We start from the raw sequence: 14,494 nt of genomic DNA, 5'->3' as shown, positions 1-14,494 counted from the left end.
GTGCCGGGGCCCTGCCGCGCGCGGGGCCCCGGCGGACGGATGCCGTCAGGCGGAAGTGGCAGTGGTGAAGCGGGTGGTGACGTCCTGCCAGTTGACGACGTCCCAGAGGCGGGTGACGTAGTCGGGGCGGACGTTCTTGTACTGGAGGTAGTAGGCGTGCTCCCAGGCGTCGAAGGCGAGCAGCGGGACGGTGCCCTGGCCGACGTTGCCGTGGTGGTCGTAGACCTGCTCGACGATCAGGCGCTTGCCGAGCGGCTCCCAGGAGAGGATGCCCCAGCCGGAGCCCTGGACACCGACGGTGGCGGTGGTCAGCTGCTGCTTGAACGCCTCGAAGCTGCCGAAGTGCTCGGTGATGGCCTCGGCGAGCGCGCCGTCCGGGCGGTCGCCGCCCTCGGGAGAGAGGTTCTGCCAGAACAGCGAGTGCAGGACGTGGCCGGACAGGTTGAAGGCGAGGGTCTTCTGCAGGCCGACCAGCGAGCCGAACTGCTCCTTGTCGCGGGCTTCGGCGAGCTGTTCCAGCGTCAGGTTGGCGCCGTTGACGTACGCCTGGTGGTGCTTGGAGTGGTGCAGCTCCAGGATTTCGGCGGACATCGCCCGCTCCAGGGCGGAGTAGTCGTAGGGCAGGTCAGGCAGCGTGTAGGCACCCATGGGTGAGCAGCCCCTCTCGGTCGACGGATGATCCGTTGCGAGGGCCACCCTATTGCAACTCTTTTGCAAGAGCGATGACGGGGCATTAACGCTGGGTGTCGGCCGATACGGGCTGAGGGGGCGTCAGGGAAGCAGCGCCGCCACCGACTCCACGGTGTCCGCCTCGGCGGCGCTCTTGTCCTCCCGGTAGCGCAGCACCCGGGCGAAGCGCAGCGTCACCCCGTCCGGGTAGCGGCTGGAGCGCTGGACCCCGTCGAAGGCGATCTCCACCACCAGCTCGGGCCGCACCACCACGCCCCAGCGCTCCTCGCTGACCGCCAGGTCGCGCAGCCGCTGCGTCTGCCACTCCAGCAGGCTGTCGGTGAGGCCCTTGAAGGTCTTGCCGAGCATCGCGAACGTGCCGTCCGGCCGCCGGGCCCCCAGGTGCAGGTTGGACAGCCGGCCGGTGCGCCGCCCGTGCCCCCACTCGGCGGCCAGGACCACCAGGTCGAGGGTGTGGACGGGCTTCACCTTCAGCCAGGACGAACCGCGCCGCCCCGCGCTGTACGGTGCGTCCAGCGACTTCACCACCACCCCCTCGTGCCGGTGCTCGGCGGTCGCGGCGCGGGTGAACTCCTGGGCCAGCCGCCGCTGTTCGGGATCGGACGGGTCGTCCACCCTGAGGTGCCGGACCCGGGCGGACTCCGGTACCAGCGCGGCGAGTTCGGCGTGGCGTTCGGCGGCGGGGGCGTCCAGCAGATCCCGGTCGCCGGTCAGCAGCAGGTCGAAGAAGACGGCGGACAACGGAAGTTCGGTGTGCTCGCCGTGCGAGCCGACCCGGCCGGAGGTCTGCTGGAACGGCCGCGGCAGCCCCTCCTCGTCCAGGGCCAGCACCTCGCCGTCCAGGATGAGCCGATCCTGCGGCAACTCCCGTACCAGGGCGACGACTTCGGGAAGCCGGGCGGTGATCTCGGCGAGCGTCCGGGTGTAGATGCGGACGGTGTCGCCCGCGCGGTGCGCCTGGATGCGGATCCCGTCCAGCTTCTCCTCCACCGCGCACGGGCCGAGCCGGTCCAAGGCCTCGTCCACGTCCTTGGCGCTCTGCGCCAGCATCGGCTGCACCGGGCGTTCGACGGTCAGCCGGAAGGCGTCCAGTGCGGCCGGGCCCTGCTCGATCAACCTGCCTGCCAGCGGCCCGAGTTCGCCCGACAGCATGAGCGCCCGCCGGACCGCTCCGGCCGGTGCGCCGACGGCTGCCGCCAGGCCCTCCACCGCCACCGCGTCCAGCGCGCCCTGACGCAGCTCGCCGGAGAGCAGCCCGAACAGGAAGTGCTGCTCCTGCTCGGTGGCCAGCGCCATCAACTCGTCCACCTGCCGCCGCCGTTCGCGCTGCGAGCCGGGACCGGCGAGGGCCGCGAGGGCGGACAGCCGGCGGTCAAGTTCCAGCACCCCGAGAGTCGCTTCGGCGGCCGGCGCGGGACGCTCCCGCAGGGTCTGCCAGCCCACCCCGACCTTCCGCTGCGGCAACCGCCCCGCCAGGTACGCCACCACCAGCGGCGCCTCCTCGGCCGAGACCCGCCCGAACAGCTCCGCCAGCACCCCCACCTTCTCCGACCGCGCCGCCGTCCCCGCCAGCCGCGCCGACGCCCCGGCCACCTCTGCCACCAGCATCCCGACCACCCTCCACCACACGGGCCCCACCCCACCGTACGAGCGCACCCCCGACCCTACCCGCGCCGGGCGCGCGCGGGCCCGGATGGCGGATCGGCCGTTCCAAAGATGACGGTTCCGGGGGGTTGCGCCGGATACTGGTGGTATGCGCCTGAATGCGGAGAACCCCGAGAACCCCGAGTACCCCGAGGACGACGACGAGCCGACCCCGACCGTGATGGAGGCGGGGGACGCGGAGCGGGAGGCGGTGGAGCCGGAGGTGGACGATCTGGAGGTGCTGCGGCGCCAGCGCGAGCTGGGGGCGGCGCCGGCCGACGAGGGGGATGCGGTGGATCAGGTCCGGGAGGTCGCGGTGGGGGACGAGGACCACCGGGGCGAGTGACCCGGTGCGGGGTCAGATCGCCCGGCGGCGCTTCAGCCAGGTGAAGGCGACCCAGCCCGGCAGCACCGGCAGGACGAAGGTGAGCAGCCGGTACAGCACCACCGCGGCGAGCGCGGTGCCGTAGTTCGTGCCGGCGGTCGCGTTGAGCATGCCCGCGGTCAGGCCCTCCACTCCGCCCACACCGCCCGGCGTCGGCACCACATTGCCGGCCGCGTTGCCGGCCAGGAAGCTCACCGCGACGGCGTTGAACCCCGGGTGCTGGCCGACCGCGCGGGTGCAGCAGTACAGGCAGACCACGAAACACATCGACACCAGCAGCTGGCCGGCCACGCCGGTGGCGAGCCTGCCGGGCCGCTGGGCCAGGTCGAGCAGGCGCGGCAGCACCTCGGCGCGCAGCGGCCGCAGCAGGGTCTGGGCGCGCCGCCGCAGCGAAGGCACCGCGGCGATCGACACCGCGACGACCGCGGCGGCGACCCCGGCCAGCCACAGCACCCAGCCACTGGCCAGTGACGGGGAGTCGTCGCCGGACGTGGTGTCCGCGCCGACCAGGGCGCTGAACACGGCGAGCTGCAGCATGTGCAGCACCAGGCCGAACAGCTGGCTGACGCCGATGCTGGACATCGCCTGCGCGGTGGGGATGCCCGCGCACTGCAGGTAGCGGGTGTTCAGGGCGAGGCCGCCGACGCCGCCGGGGGCGGCCACCTTGACGAAGGCCCCGGCGACCTGGGCGGCGAGGGTGGAGCGGAACGACAGTTTCTCGGGGACGAAGCCGCTGAACGCGAAGCTCGCGACGGGGTAGCTGGCCGCGGCCCAGAGCGCCGCGCCGGTCAGCCACAGCGGGTCGGAGTCGGCGACCAGCGTGACCGGGTTGACGTCGGTGTTGAACAGGAAGTTCAGCAGCGCGTACCCGACCGCGATCCCGGCGACGATGCTGAGCAGCGTGCGCGGGCGCAGCCGTTCCAGCCGGACGGGTTCGGTGGCGGCCTGCGGCATCTGGCGCTGCACCTCGGCGCGCAGTTCGCCGGTCAGCTGCTTGTGCCGGGCGAGCGCGGCGCGGGTGTGGCGGGCCAGGGCGATCGGCTGGAGGAGTGGCAGTGCGCTGCCGACCGGTCCTCGGCCGAGTACGTCGATCGCGGCCCGCACCGCCCGTTCCGGTCCGGCGTGCACGGCGAGGACGGCGAGCATTCCGGCGACGTCCAGACGCAGCAGCAGGTCGCCGGCCGCGATCTCGCCGCGGGCCAGGCCGACCAGGTGGACCCGGCCTTCGGCGTCCAGCAGCACGGTGTGCGGGGAGAGCGAGCGGTGCGCGATCCGGCGGCGTTGCAGCAGGGCCAACTGCTGCCAGGCGTCGCGGAGTTCGGCATCGGTGGGGGTGTTGTCGGCGGGCTCGTCGCCGGACTGGTCCGGTGCCGGGGCGTACTCGGTGAACAGTTCGGCGAACGGCCGGGCGTCGATCCGCCGGTAGGCGACCAGCGCGGCGTCGGGGCTCAGCTCGACGGCGGCGACGGGCGTGCGGGTGCGGGCGCCGGCGGCGGACGCGGCGTGGCCGAGCAGGGTCTGGTGTTCGAGTCCGGCGCGCAGCGGGCGCAGGCCGAGCGGGCGGGGGGCGGTGCGCAGGCGCAGGGCCAGCCACAGGTGGCCGAGCAGTCCGCTGGCCTGGACGTGCCGGTCGAGCAGGTGGACGTCCAGCTCGGGGCGGCCGTCGCGCTGGGTGACCAGGTAGCGGGTCGGTCCGATGGCGAGCACCGCGTCGGGGCGTACCCCGCAGGCGGCCAGTGCGGCGCCGATCTGGTCCTCGGTGGGGGTGCCGACCGGCTCGCCGACGGCGTACCGGGTGGCGTGCGCGGCGGTCCAGCCGAGCAGCAGCGACAGCACCAGGGACAGCGGGGTGGCGTACCCGGTGATCAGCCCGGACAGGCCGGACATGGTCAGGGTGACGGCCAGCGCGGTGCGCCAGCGGCGCATGCCGGCGGTGCCGATCGCGGTCATGAACGCCACCACCGGCGCGAGGTGCCCGTACACCGGTGCGGTGCGGCCGTCGCCGCCGGACAGTGGGTGGGTGAGCGTGGTGAGGTCGCCGGCCAGCAGGTCCAGGGTGAGCGAGAGGCCGTACGCGAGGACGGCGGCGAGAACGCCGTCGGCGACCCGGCGGCCGTCGGCGTGCAGCAGGCGGTCGACCGCGTAGCCCAGCGGCACCAGCAGCAGGGCGCCGCCGCACAGTGCGGCCGCGAGCTGGACGGGCGGCCAGGGCACCTGGTCGGTGATCCGGGAGACGTCGGTGTCCAGGCCGAGCGCGGCGGATTGGGCGTAGCCCGCCAGCAGCAGCACCAGGGCGATCCAGCACAGCCCGGAGACCAGGCGGATCAGGGCGGCCGGGTGCCGGACCCGGTCCGTCTGCCCACCGCGCGGGGCGGGGTGTGCGGTGCGCTGTTCCTGGGATTCGTCGGCTTGTATCACCGTGGCCACGGGGCATGGTCCCACACTGCGAGACGCCTGAGCTGGCCTTTCGGTAAAGGGAGTTCGAGGCGTCGCACAGGATACGGGCCGATAATGGGCATATCGGGCCAGCGAAGGCCGATGAAGGGAGGCCGGTGATGACCAAGCGACCGACCGACAGAATGACCAGGCTCCGCAAGGGCAGCCAGCAGGTGCTGGAGCACCGCACCATGGCGGCGAACCCGGCACCCCTCGCACCGCAACTGCACACCGATACCACGCGCGCCGCCGAGACCGGCGGCTACCTGGGCGACGTCGCGTTCAGCCACGGCGGGCGCCGGACGCCCGCGATGGCGGGCCCGGCCGACGGGCCCGCCGCCCACACCGAACTGCCCGGGCACCGGCACCGCGGGGCGGAACGGCACTCCGAGCACTGAGCCGTCCGGCACCGGGAACCCTCGGCGCACCGCATTCGACGGGGGTGGGAGAGTGGGGCCGCACGCCCCCACCCCGCCGAAGGAGTGACATGGCCGACGCCCCCGAATTCGCCACCCGTGAGGACTGGCTCGCCTCCCTGCACCGCGTGTACGCCGCTGCGGGCTGCCTGATCACCGACCCCGACGGGCGGGTCCTGATCGTCAAGGCCGGCTACCGGGACGCCTGGCAGTTCGTCGGCGGCACCGTCGACCTCGGGGAGAACGCGCAGCAGTGCGCCACCCGCGAGCTCTTCGAGGAGACCGGGCTGCGCCGCGAGGCGGGCGACCTGCTGGCCGTCGCCTGGACCCATTCCAGTGGCGAACTCGGCCACCCCGCTTGCCACTTCCTCTTCGACCTCGGCGTCCTCCCGGCCGACACGCCGATCGTGCTGCCGGCCGGCGAGCTCGACGCCTACCGGTGGGCGAGCGTCCCCGAGGCGATGGCCCTGCTCGGGCCGGCCCGGGCGCTGCGACTGGAAGCAGGGCTGGCTGCGAGGGCGGACGGGCGGACGCGGGTGGTGACGGCGCCGAACTCCGGTTTCTGAGGGGACTGCGCGACAAACGCACACCATGTCCGTGAGGTCGCGAGCACGTGCGAGTCGGTGTCCTGTGCCGCGACCCTGCGGTTGCGCGCGTGCCCATTCGCGCAGTTCTCCCCCAGCCCTGGCGGGCCGGGAGGCCCCCCACGCGCCCCTGTCTTCGTACTCGCCCGCTCGCCTTCAGGCCTTGCGCCAGACGTACGCGGCCGAGACCGGTTGGCCCCGGTGGCGGGACCACTTGGGTTTGAGGGCGATCCACTCGTCGCCGACGGTCTGTTCGCGCATCTCGGCGAGCTGCCAGCCCGCGGCGAGGCCCGCGGTGAGGTGGTCGCTGACCAGGTGGACGTGGGTGGTGATGGCGATGGGGCCGTCGGGGCCGTCGTAGTGGGTGGGCATGCCGGCGGACATGATGAAGGTGGGGTGGAGGCCGACCAGGACGAACAGGCCACCGGGGCGGACCAGGCGATGGGCCTCGCGGTAGAGGGGGCCGAGGTCGGCGAGGTGCTCGTCGACCAGGGAGCAGGCCGCCAAGTCGTACGCGGCGGTGGGGAGTCCGGTGGCGGCGAGGTCGGCCTCGGTGAGGGTGCGGTGGGCGCCGCGGGCGCGGGCGCGGGCGAGCATCTCGGGGGTGAGGTCGACGCCGTCGATCGCGCCGACGCCGCGCTCGTGCAGCCAGGCGCCGGTGCGGCCGGTGCCGCAGCCGAGGTCGGCGGCGGTGGCGGCCTCGGACCAGGCGGGGACGGCGAGCCGGGCCAGGACGCCGAGGTCCATCGCGTCCTGAACCGTCCGTTCGTAGCTGTCGACCCACCCGGCGTAGCCCGTACGGACGTCGACGGTCGGGTAGCCGCGGGTGTCGAACAGGGCGAAGTCCACCATGCGGCGCAGTATGGTTCGCGCCCGGGGAGAGCGCGAACCATTTAACGGAGCGTCAGCTCGCGTCGAGGAGCCTGGTCCGGACGGCGGCGACCTCGGCGGCGGGCAGCCACTGCGCGGCGTCGAACTCGGTGAGCACCGCGTGCAGGGCGCCCTCGGCGGTGGTGCCGGCGTCGGCGAGGACGCGGGCGATGCCGGCCTCCTCGTCGGGGCGGTCGAGGATGGTCCACAGCGGCCGCAGGTTGGCGGCGGACAGCAGGTAGTCCTCGGCGATCGCGGCGGGTTCGACCCCGGCGAGGGCGAGCAGGACCAGCGCGGCCAGGCCGGTGCGGTCGCGGCCGGCGCCGCAGTGCACCACGATGCCGCCGCCCTGGGCGTGCGCGACGGCGGTGACCAGCTGGGCGACGGCGTCCCGGCAGTGGTCGAGGTAGGGGCGGAAGGACAGCGGGGTGCCGTCGAGGGCGCCGAAGCGGGCCCACCAGCCGGGGCCGGCCAGCGCGTCCAGCGGGACGCGGACCAGGTCGAGGGTGGCGGGCGTGGGCAGCAGCGGCCGGTACTCGACGGGGTCGCGCAGGTCGATCACCGTGCGCACGCCGTAGCCGAGCAGGGCGTTCTGGCCCTCGGCGGTGAGCCGGTCGAGGTTGTCGGCGCGGACGATCGCGCCGGTGCGGGTGCGCCGGCCGTCGCGGGTGGGCAGGCCGCCCAGATCGCGGACGTTCAGGCAGCCGTCCCAGTCGAGCTGCCGCTGCTCGTGCGACAGTGCCGTCGCGGACGTGGTGGCGGTCCCCGTCATGTGCTTCCCCCCGGATGTGAAGTACCGGCGCGTGCCGGTACTGGAAGAGACTCAGTCCGCTTCGCCGTGGTTCCCGGACGGGAACTCCCACAGTGGGCGGCCGAGCGTGTCGAGCGCCCGGACCAGCCCGAAGCGCCGGTCGCGGGCGGACAGGAAGCCGCGGGCGGCGCCGGCCAGGACCTGCCGGGCGGCCGGGTCGTGGCGGCTCCACGCGCCGTGCAACTCCAGGACGCCGTCGGCGAGTTCGGCGCGCTGGATGCGGGCGACGCCGGCGATCGCGAGGGCGCCGTTGACGCCGTCGAGGGCGGCCTGCGGCAGGTAGGGCCCGCGGTCGTCGGGGCGCAGTCGGCGGCGCAGCTCGGGCAGCGCGTAGCCGCGGACGGCGGCCACCGAGTCCTCGACGGCGACCAGCCAGCGCGGGCCGGGCGAGACCTCCCACCAGACCTCGCCGCCGACCGGCATCACCTCGCCGATCGGGGCGCGCCAGCGTTCCAGCCCGGTGGGGGTGTTGGCGCAGGGACGGATGCTCCGCCGGTCCCAGACGGCCTTGTCGGTGACGGAGAGGTTGACGGTGTAACGCACCCGCCCGTCGGCGTGCACCGCCTGCACGCCGAGCACCGCCCACCGGTCGTCGTCCGGCAGCGAGAACGAGTGGCGCCAGCCCACCAGGCCCAGGGCGCGCAGGGCGGGCGCGAAGTGCTCGCGGATTCCCGTCGTGTACAGCTCCTGGGCGGTGCTCATGGCGTCTCCCGGTTCGATGACTCGTGCAGCGGAGCGGGCGGGCGGCCACCCTGCTCCGGATCGGGACGGAATGTCCCTCTTCGCACCGTATGGCGGGAGATCGGGGGGAATCCGCAGGCGAACGACAGCACCCGACGGGACGAAAGTCGGCCCGGCGCGGGTCCTTGGTCCCGAAGCTGACGGCCCGTCTGCCTGCACCGCGCGCACACCCGGCGGCGCCCCGGACAGGCCCTTGCCCCACACCGGGCAGCCACCGCTCCGTCACCGCCCGTGCCGCGCCCCGCCGGTGGGGCGGGGCACCCGGATGGCGCATCATGTGGCGGGTGCACAGTGCTGAACACCACGGGGCGGGCGACGGCGACCGGCGCGGCCGTCCCGACGTGCCGGACCAACCGGCCGGCCGGCGGGCGGATCTCGCCACCGCCGTCCGGGCCGCCCAGGACGGCGACGAGGAGGCGTTCCGGGTCCTGTTCCGGGCCGTCCAGCCCGGACTGCTGCGCTACCTGCGGGTCCTGGTCGGCGGCAAGGCCGAGGACGCCGAGGACATCGCGTCCGAGGCGTGGCTGCAGATCGCCCGTGACCTGCCGGGTTTCCGCGGTGACGCGGACGGTTTCCGCGGCTGGGCCGCGACCGTCGCCCGCAACCGGGCCATGGACCACCTGCGCCGGGTGCGCCGCCGACCGGTCGCCGACCTGCCGGTGGAGTACCTGGCCGAACTGGCCGCCGCCGAGGACACCGCGGGCCAGGCGATGGCCACCGTCGCCACCTCCGACGCGCTCGCGCTGATCGCCTCGCTGCCGCCCGACCAGGCCGAGGCGGTGCTGCTGCGGGTGGTGCTCGGGCTGGACGCGGAGAGCGCCGCGAAGGTGCTGGGCAAGCGGGCCGGCAGCGTCCGGATGGCCGCGCACCGGGGGCTGCGGCGGCTCGCCAGGACTCTTGACCAGACCGGGGGAGCGGCCGCCGGGATACCCCGGTGGGCGGCCGGGAAAAAAATCTCCGCGCAGGGTGTGACACCGGCGCAGGTGCCGACGCTGAGGGATATGAGATGAGCACCAACCGATCCCGCCGGATCGATCGCGCCGCCGCGGAGCAGCTGCTCCGCGGTGCGACGGTCGGCCCGGAGGCCGGTCAGGACCCCTCCGGTGGGCAGCAGCCCGTGCCAGGGCGGCCCGAGCTCGCCGCCCTGCTCGCCGCTGCCGCGGCGACCGTGGCGGTGGAGGACGGCCCGCCGCCCGGCGAAGAGGGGGCCATGGCCGGGTTCCGGCTGGCTCGTCGTCAGCCGGCCCCCAGTCAGCACCGGAGACGAAAGATGGCGGACACCGCGCTGGCGCGGGCCCTCAGCGCGAAGGCCATGGCCGTCGCGCTGGGCGCGACCGCCGTCGGCGGAGTCGCCGTCGCCGCCGGGACGGGCCGGCTGCCCGAGGTCCTGGGCGGTCCCGCCCCGGCCCCGCCGGCCGCCGCCGCGCCCGCGTCCTCCTCGAACGCGTCCGACGGATCCGCGACGAGTACCGCACCGGGCCGCACCGCCAAGCCCTCCAGCGCCGCCACCCGGCCGGGCGGCGCGTCCGACCGGCCCTTGGACCCGGCGTCCGCCGATCCGGGGCAGGCGCCCGACCTGGCCGTCCTGTGCCGGGGCTTCGCGGCGCGGGTCTCGTCCGGCGCCAAGCCGAAGGAGGCCGCCGTCGATCCGGCGCTGGCCGACCTGCTGCAGGCGGCCGGCGCCCCGGAGAAGGTGACCGGGTACTGCGCGCAGCTCACCTCCCGCGGCGACCGGAACGACGGCCACCGGAACGACGGCGACCAGAACGGCGACCAGAACGACGGCGGCAAGTACGGCGAGGGCCGCGCCCGCCCGTCGGCCGGTCCGTCCGGGTCGCCGTCCGCGCCGGTGTCGGGGCGGCCCGGCCGTGGCACCAACCAGCAGTCCAGGGGCGGGGGCAACGACCAGGACTGACACCGACTCCGGACGGCCGGCGGGTTCCCCTGTGCCCGCCGGCCGGCCGGACCGCACTCCGGACGGGTGACTGGCTCCCCCGGGCCCCGCCCGTCCGGAAACACTCCGGTCGGCCCGATGGACTCCCCCGGGTCCGTGGCCGTCCGGAACCGCTCCGGACGGACGGGCTGAACTCCCCCCGGGTCCACCGTCCGTCCGGAGCCCACCCCCGGCGTCCCGCCCGAAACCTCTGGAGTCCCCGGTGACCGACCTGACGCACCGCCAGGCGAGCTGGCGATGAGCTTCCCGCGCACCTCACCCCGCGCCGAGCGCGCGGCCCGGCTGGCCGTGCAGGGCTCGCCGCGGACCCCCCGCGCCCTGCTCACCGCCGCGCTGGCCGCCCTGATCGCCGCACTGCTGGTGCAACGCCCTTAGCCGGAGCCGGTGCCGCCGCCTGTGGCCGGAGCCGGTGCAGCGCCCGCGGCACGGCGTGGGCAGGTGCCCGCTATGGTTCACGGGTGCCCGACCGAGGTGAGGGGAGTATCCGATGATCGGACGCGCGCTGAACGGGCGCTACGAGGTCGGCGAGATACTCGGCGTCGGGGGGATGGCCACCGTCTACCGGGCCGTGGACCACCAGTTGGGCCGCCCGGTGGCGGTGAAGGTGCTCAACGGCGGGCTCGCCGACGACCCCCGGTTCGCCGAGCGGTTCGCCCGCGAGGCCCGGCTGGCCGCGCTGCTGGTGCACCCGCGGATCGTCACGGTCTTCGACTCCGGCCTCGACCAGGGCTCCCCGTACCTGGTGATGGAGCTGGTGCACGGCGACACCCTGGGCCGGCTGATCGCCGAGCAGGGCACCCTGCCGGTGGAGCGCGCCGTCGGCATCGCCGCCGCCGTCCTGGACGCGCTGTCCGCCGCGCACGCCCAGGGCCTGGTGCACCGCGACATCAAGCCCGGCAACATCATGATCACCACCGACGGCGGGGTGAAGGTGGTGGACTTCGGCATCGCCCGGGCCGGCTCCTCCTCCGGCCAGCAGCTCACCCAGGCCGCCTCGGTGGTGGGCACCGCCGCCTACCTCTCCCCGGAGCAGGCCACCGCCGGCGAGGTCGATGCCCGCGCCGACCTGTACGCGGTCGGCTGCGTGCTGTTCGAAATGCTCACCGGCGCACCGCCGTTCACCGCCGACACCCCCGTCGCGATCGCCTTCAAGCACGTCACCGAGTACCCCGTGCCGGTTGTCGCCGTCCGCCCCGACGTGCCGCCCGCGCTGGACGCCGCGATCCTGCGGCTGCTCGCCAAGCACGCCGCCGAGCGCCCCGCCGACGCCAACGCGGCCGCCGCCGAACTGCTCGCCGCCGTCCCGGCCGCACCCGCCGACCGCACCGCCGAACTGCTCGGCGCCGCCACCCAGGTGCTGCCGCCCGCCCCCGCGACCGTGCCGCCGCCCCCGCAGCACCAGCCCTGGACCGAGCAGCAGCGCACCTCGGTGCTCCCGCCGATGCCGATGTCGATGCCGATGCCCGTTCGCCAGGAGGAGGAGCGGCCCGCGCCCCGGCGCGGCCGCAACCCGCTGGTGTACGCGGGCGTCGGTGCCGGGGTGTTCGCCTGCGTGGTGGGCATCGCCGCGTTCTCGCTCAGCGGGGGCGGCGACTCCTCCACCTCGACGGCCCAGCCCACCACCTCGAGTTCGCCGCCCGCCGCGAGCAGCAGTTCCCCCGCCGCCTCCCCGTCCGCGAGCGCCTCGGCCCGCCCCAGCACCTCGGCCAAGCCGTCCACCAGCGCCAAGCCCACCGTGGCCGCCCAGATCGCCCAGCTGCGCGCCGACATCGCCCAGGCCACGTTCGCCCGCGACCGCGACCGTCAGGACACCCTGACGGCTCTCCTCGACCAGGCCACCCAGGCCGTCAACGACCACCGCGCCGACGACGCCGAGAGCGCCCTCAAGGACGCCCAGCGCGTCCTGCGCGACCTGGGGGGGAAGCACAAGGCCGTCGACAACTCCACGCTGAACGGCTGGAGCGGCCGCCTGAACACGCTGCTCTCCGCCGTGCACGCGCAGGCGGGCCGGGACGAGCAGTAGCGCGGGCTCAGTCCCGGTTGCGGGCCCGGCTGATGGCCCGGGTCCGCACCTGGCGGGACAGCGCCGTCACACCCGTGGTCAGGAACACCACGGTGTACAGCACTTGGATCATCACCACGATCCGGGCCACCTGTCCGGACGGGTGGATGTCGCCGTAGCCGACGGTCGCCATGGTGATCACCGTGAAGTACAGCGCGTCGACCTTGGTGGTCAGGCCGACCAGTTCGCCCGGCTGCTTGGACATCCCCAGGTACGCCGCGGAGAACACCACCAGCGCCCCGGACAGCAGCGTCAGGATCACCGGGACGGGCCGCCCCGGCCGGCCCAGCACCTGCCGCTGGGCCTCGCGCAGCAGGCCCGCCCCGACCAGGGTGAGCAGGGCGATGAAGGTCAGCCAGCTGACCAGTGGGTGGTGCGGCCCGAACCAGTCCAGCGGCACCGTGAAGAAGGCCGTCAGCAGCAGCACCGGACCGCCCAGCAGGGCGAGGTACATCCGGGCCAGCTCCTTCATGCCGGCGCGGCCTTCCCACCGTCGGAGGCGCCGGTCGTGCCCCCGGGCTCCTCGGCCGGGGTGTCGAGGAACTCCAGCACCGCCAGCACGGCCAGCAGCACCACCGCGATCCACAGCACCACCACCGCCGTCGGGTAGCCCCAGGTGAGCAGCACGATCGCGGCCACCACGACGGCGCCCCAGCCCAGCCAGGCCTTCCACCGGTGCACGAACCGGCCGACCGGGCCGAGCCGCATCCCGATCCCCTCGGCGGCCCGCCGGACGGACCCCAGACCGGCCTGCCACAGCTGCCGCACCCAGCCGGCCCGCCGCCCGGAGCCGGTCAGCCAGGCCGCCAGGGCGATCACGATGCCCAGCGCCAGCAGCATCCGGACGGCTGCCCGCAGGTAGCGCACCAGGGTGTCGTAGACCGCCATCGCGGCGGCCTGGTCGACGTCGGCGGGCAGCTTGTCCAGGTAGATCGCCCGGAACACGCTCAGCCCGATGCCCAGCAGCCCCGCCGCGAAGGCCATGCCGAGCGCCGCCCCGACGGTGGCCCGGCGGTGGTGCACCGCCAGCAGGATGCCGCCGACCGCGCACAGCACCGCCAGCACCGGCACCCAGAACCCGGCCAGGTCGAGCAGCCGCAGCCCGGTCTGCGCCTTCTTCACGGCCTCCGACTGCACCAGGACGAAGTCGGTGTGCACCTCGGGGATCTTCGCCGCCAGCCCCAGCCCGTTCGCCACCAGCCGGTCCTTGACCTGGGCGATCACCGGTGCCAGGTCGAGGGTGACGGTGTCGCCCTTGACCTGCACGGCGCCGCCGCCCTGCCCGGTCAGCACCTTGGTGAACGCGGCGTGCGCGTCGCGCAGGATGGTCTCCCAGATGCCCGCGAAGGCGTCCGACTGGACGACGTTCAGCACCTGGGTGTGGACGAACCCGGTCAGTCCGTCGGTCAGCGCCGGACCCACCTTGCCGAGCGCCGCGTTCAGGGCGGGCCGGTCGGTGGGCGCCACCTCGTTCAGCAGGTCGGAGACCGGCAGCTGGTCCATGATCGCGCTCGTCGCCCGGTTGGCGACCGCGCCCTGCACGGCCGGGTCGGAGGCCAGCGGGGCCATCGTCGAGACGAACCGGTTGGTGTCGGTGACCTGCGCCCGGCTCCAGGAGGCGACCACGGCCAGCGGGGTGAGCACCGCGGCCAGCACGATCAGCAGGATGGCGAAGAACGACCGGACCCGGTGCCGGGGGCGCGACTCCCGCGACTCCAGGGAGGCGACCTTGGCCCGCAGTTCGGCGAGCTCGTGTTCGTCCGGGGACTCGGGCGTCATCAGTGCTCCCAGGTGATCCGCCATCAGGTGAATACCAGGAGATACCGGAACAAAACAGCCAGCCACTCGGGCTACGCCGGACACGCCGGAGCCCCCGCGCCGCCGAGGGGCGGTGCGGGGGC

Annotated in this window: 15 protein-coding genes; 7 read left to right on the top strand and 8 right to left on the bottom strand. The window is 74.5% G+C overall.

The genetic code is table 11. The features are described 5' to 3' along the window. Window positions 1-45: 45 nt before the first annotated feature. Both ACFV18_RS29800 and ACFV18_RS29795 read right to left on the bottom strand, forming a co-directional pair. Entirely contained in the window at window positions 46-648 is a 603-nt protein-coding gene (locus tag ACFV18_RS29800) for a superoxide dismutase (protein WP_380488351.1), read from the bottom strand. Between the two features lie 123 nt (window positions 649-771). Then, on the bottom strand, window positions 772-2,298 hold the full coding sequence (locus ACFV18_RS29795) for an ATP-dependent DNA ligase (protein WP_380488350.1): 1,527 nt from the start codon (window positions 2,296-2,298) through the stop codon (window positions 772-774). A gap of 145 nt (window positions 2,299-2,443) precedes the next feature. Between ACFV18_RS29795 and ACFV18_RS29790 the strand changes: the two genes are divergently transcribed. Next, window positions 2,444-2,680, top strand: a complete 237-nt coding sequence (locus tag ACFV18_RS29790) for a hypothetical protein (protein ID WP_380488349.1) — start codon at window positions 2,444-2,446, stop codon at window positions 2,678-2,680. A 12-nt stretch (window positions 2,681-2,692) separates the two neighbouring features. On the opposite strand, the gene ACFV18_RS29785 is transcribed toward ACFV18_RS29790, so the two are convergent. Next, window positions 2,693-5,146, bottom strand: a complete 2,454-nt coding sequence (locus tag ACFV18_RS29785; RefSeq protein WP_380488348.1) for a YbhN family protein — start codon at window positions 5,144-5,146, stop codon at window positions 2,693-2,695. Window positions 5,147-5,274: 128 nt separating this feature from the next. Between ACFV18_RS29785 and ACFV18_RS29780 the strand changes: the two genes are divergently transcribed. Together ACFV18_RS29780 and ACFV18_RS29775 are read left to right on the top strand one after the other, a co-directional pair. Further along, the gene (locus tag ACFV18_RS29780) at window positions 5,275-5,553 is read left to right on the top strand and encodes a hypothetical protein (RefSeq protein WP_380488347.1); all 279 of its coding nucleotides are present in this window, start codon (window positions 5,275-5,277) and stop codon (window positions 5,551-5,553) included. A gap of 89 nt (window positions 5,554-5,642) precedes the next feature. Beyond that, on the top strand, window positions 5,643-6,137 hold the full coding sequence (locus tag ACFV18_RS29775; RefSeq protein WP_380488346.1) for an NUDIX domain-containing protein: 495 nt from the start codon (window positions 5,643-5,645) through the stop codon (window positions 6,135-6,137). Window positions 6,138-6,311: 174 nt separating this feature from the next. Here the strand turns inward: ACFV18_RS29775 and ACFV18_RS29770 are convergent, their stop codons facing one another. From ACFV18_RS29770 to ACFV18_RS29760, 3 genes are read right to left on the bottom strand one after another with little or no spacing between them, the layout of a single operon-like run. Continuing rightward, window positions 6,312-7,007, bottom strand: coding sequence for a class I SAM-dependent DNA methyltransferase (locus ACFV18_RS29770; protein WP_380488345.1), 696 nt, complete (start codon window positions 7,005-7,007; stop codon window positions 6,312-6,314). A gap of 52 nt (window positions 7,008-7,059) precedes the next feature. Continuing rightward, window positions 7,060-7,797 carry a tyrosine-protein phosphatase gene (locus tag ACFV18_RS29765; RefSeq protein WP_380488344.1) on the bottom strand — a complete coding sequence of 246 codons (738 nt, stop codon included), beginning with the start codon at window positions 7,795-7,797 and terminating at the stop codon, window positions 7,060-7,062. A 51-nt stretch (window positions 7,798-7,848) separates the two neighbouring features. After that, window positions 7,849-8,538 carry a hypothetical protein gene (locus ACFV18_RS29760; protein ID WP_380488343.1) on the bottom strand — a complete coding sequence of 230 codons (690 nt, stop codon included), beginning with the start codon at window positions 8,536-8,538 and terminating at the stop codon, window positions 7,849-7,851. A gap of 314 nt (window positions 8,539-8,852) precedes the next feature. Here ACFV18_RS29760 and ACFV18_RS29755 point away from each other — a divergent pair, with 314 nt between their 5' ends. The 4 genes from ACFV18_RS29755 (at window position 8,853) to ACFV18_RS29740 (ending at window position 12,554) form a co-directional block, all read left to right on the top strand. Further along, complete coding sequence (locus tag ACFV18_RS29755; protein ID WP_380488342.1) at window positions 8,853-9,587, top strand: RNA polymerase sigma factor; 735 nt, start codon at window positions 8,853-8,855, stop codon at window positions 9,585-9,587. Next, window positions 9,584-10,492, top strand: a complete 909-nt coding sequence (locus ACFV18_RS29750; RefSeq protein ID WP_380488341.1) for a hypothetical protein — start codon at window positions 9,584-9,586, stop codon at window positions 10,490-10,492. The genes ACFV18_RS29755 and ACFV18_RS29750 overlap by 4 nt, the downstream gene beginning before the upstream one ends. 276 nt (window positions 10,493-10,768) lie before the next feature. Then, window positions 10,769-10,906: a hypothetical protein gene (locus ACFV18_RS29745; protein WP_380488340.1), complete on the top strand. Its 138-nt coding sequence runs from the start codon at window positions 10,769-10,771 to the stop codon at window positions 10,904-10,906. 112 nt (window positions 10,907-11,018) lie between these two features. Continuing rightward, window positions 11,019-12,554 carry a protein kinase gene (locus ACFV18_RS29740; protein WP_380488339.1) on the top strand — a complete coding sequence of 512 codons (1,536 nt, stop codon included), beginning with the start codon at window positions 11,019-11,021 and terminating at the stop codon, window positions 12,552-12,554. A gap of 7 nt (window positions 12,555-12,561) precedes the next feature. Here the strand turns inward: ACFV18_RS29740 and ACFV18_RS29735 are convergent, their stop codons facing one another. Next, complete coding sequence (locus ACFV18_RS29735; RefSeq protein WP_380488338.1) at window positions 12,562-13,065, bottom strand: potassium channel family protein; 504 nt, start codon at window positions 13,063-13,065, stop codon at window positions 12,562-12,564. Next, window positions 13,062-14,372 carry a hypothetical protein gene (locus ACFV18_RS29730; protein ID WP_380488337.1) on the bottom strand — a complete coding sequence of 437 codons (1,311 nt, stop codon included), beginning with the start codon at window positions 14,370-14,372 and terminating at the stop codon, window positions 13,062-13,064. The genes ACFV18_RS29735 and ACFV18_RS29730 overlap by 4 nt, the downstream gene beginning before the upstream one ends. Window positions 14,373-14,494: the final 122 nt, after the last annotated feature.

The sequence above is a fragment of the Kitasatospora sp. NPDC059673 genome, assembly GCF_042734215.1.
Classification (GTDB): Bacteria; Actinomycetota; Actinomycetes; order Streptomycetales; family Streptomycetaceae; genus Kitasatospora.
This window is presented reverse-complemented; position numbering and strand designations above follow the sequence as displayed.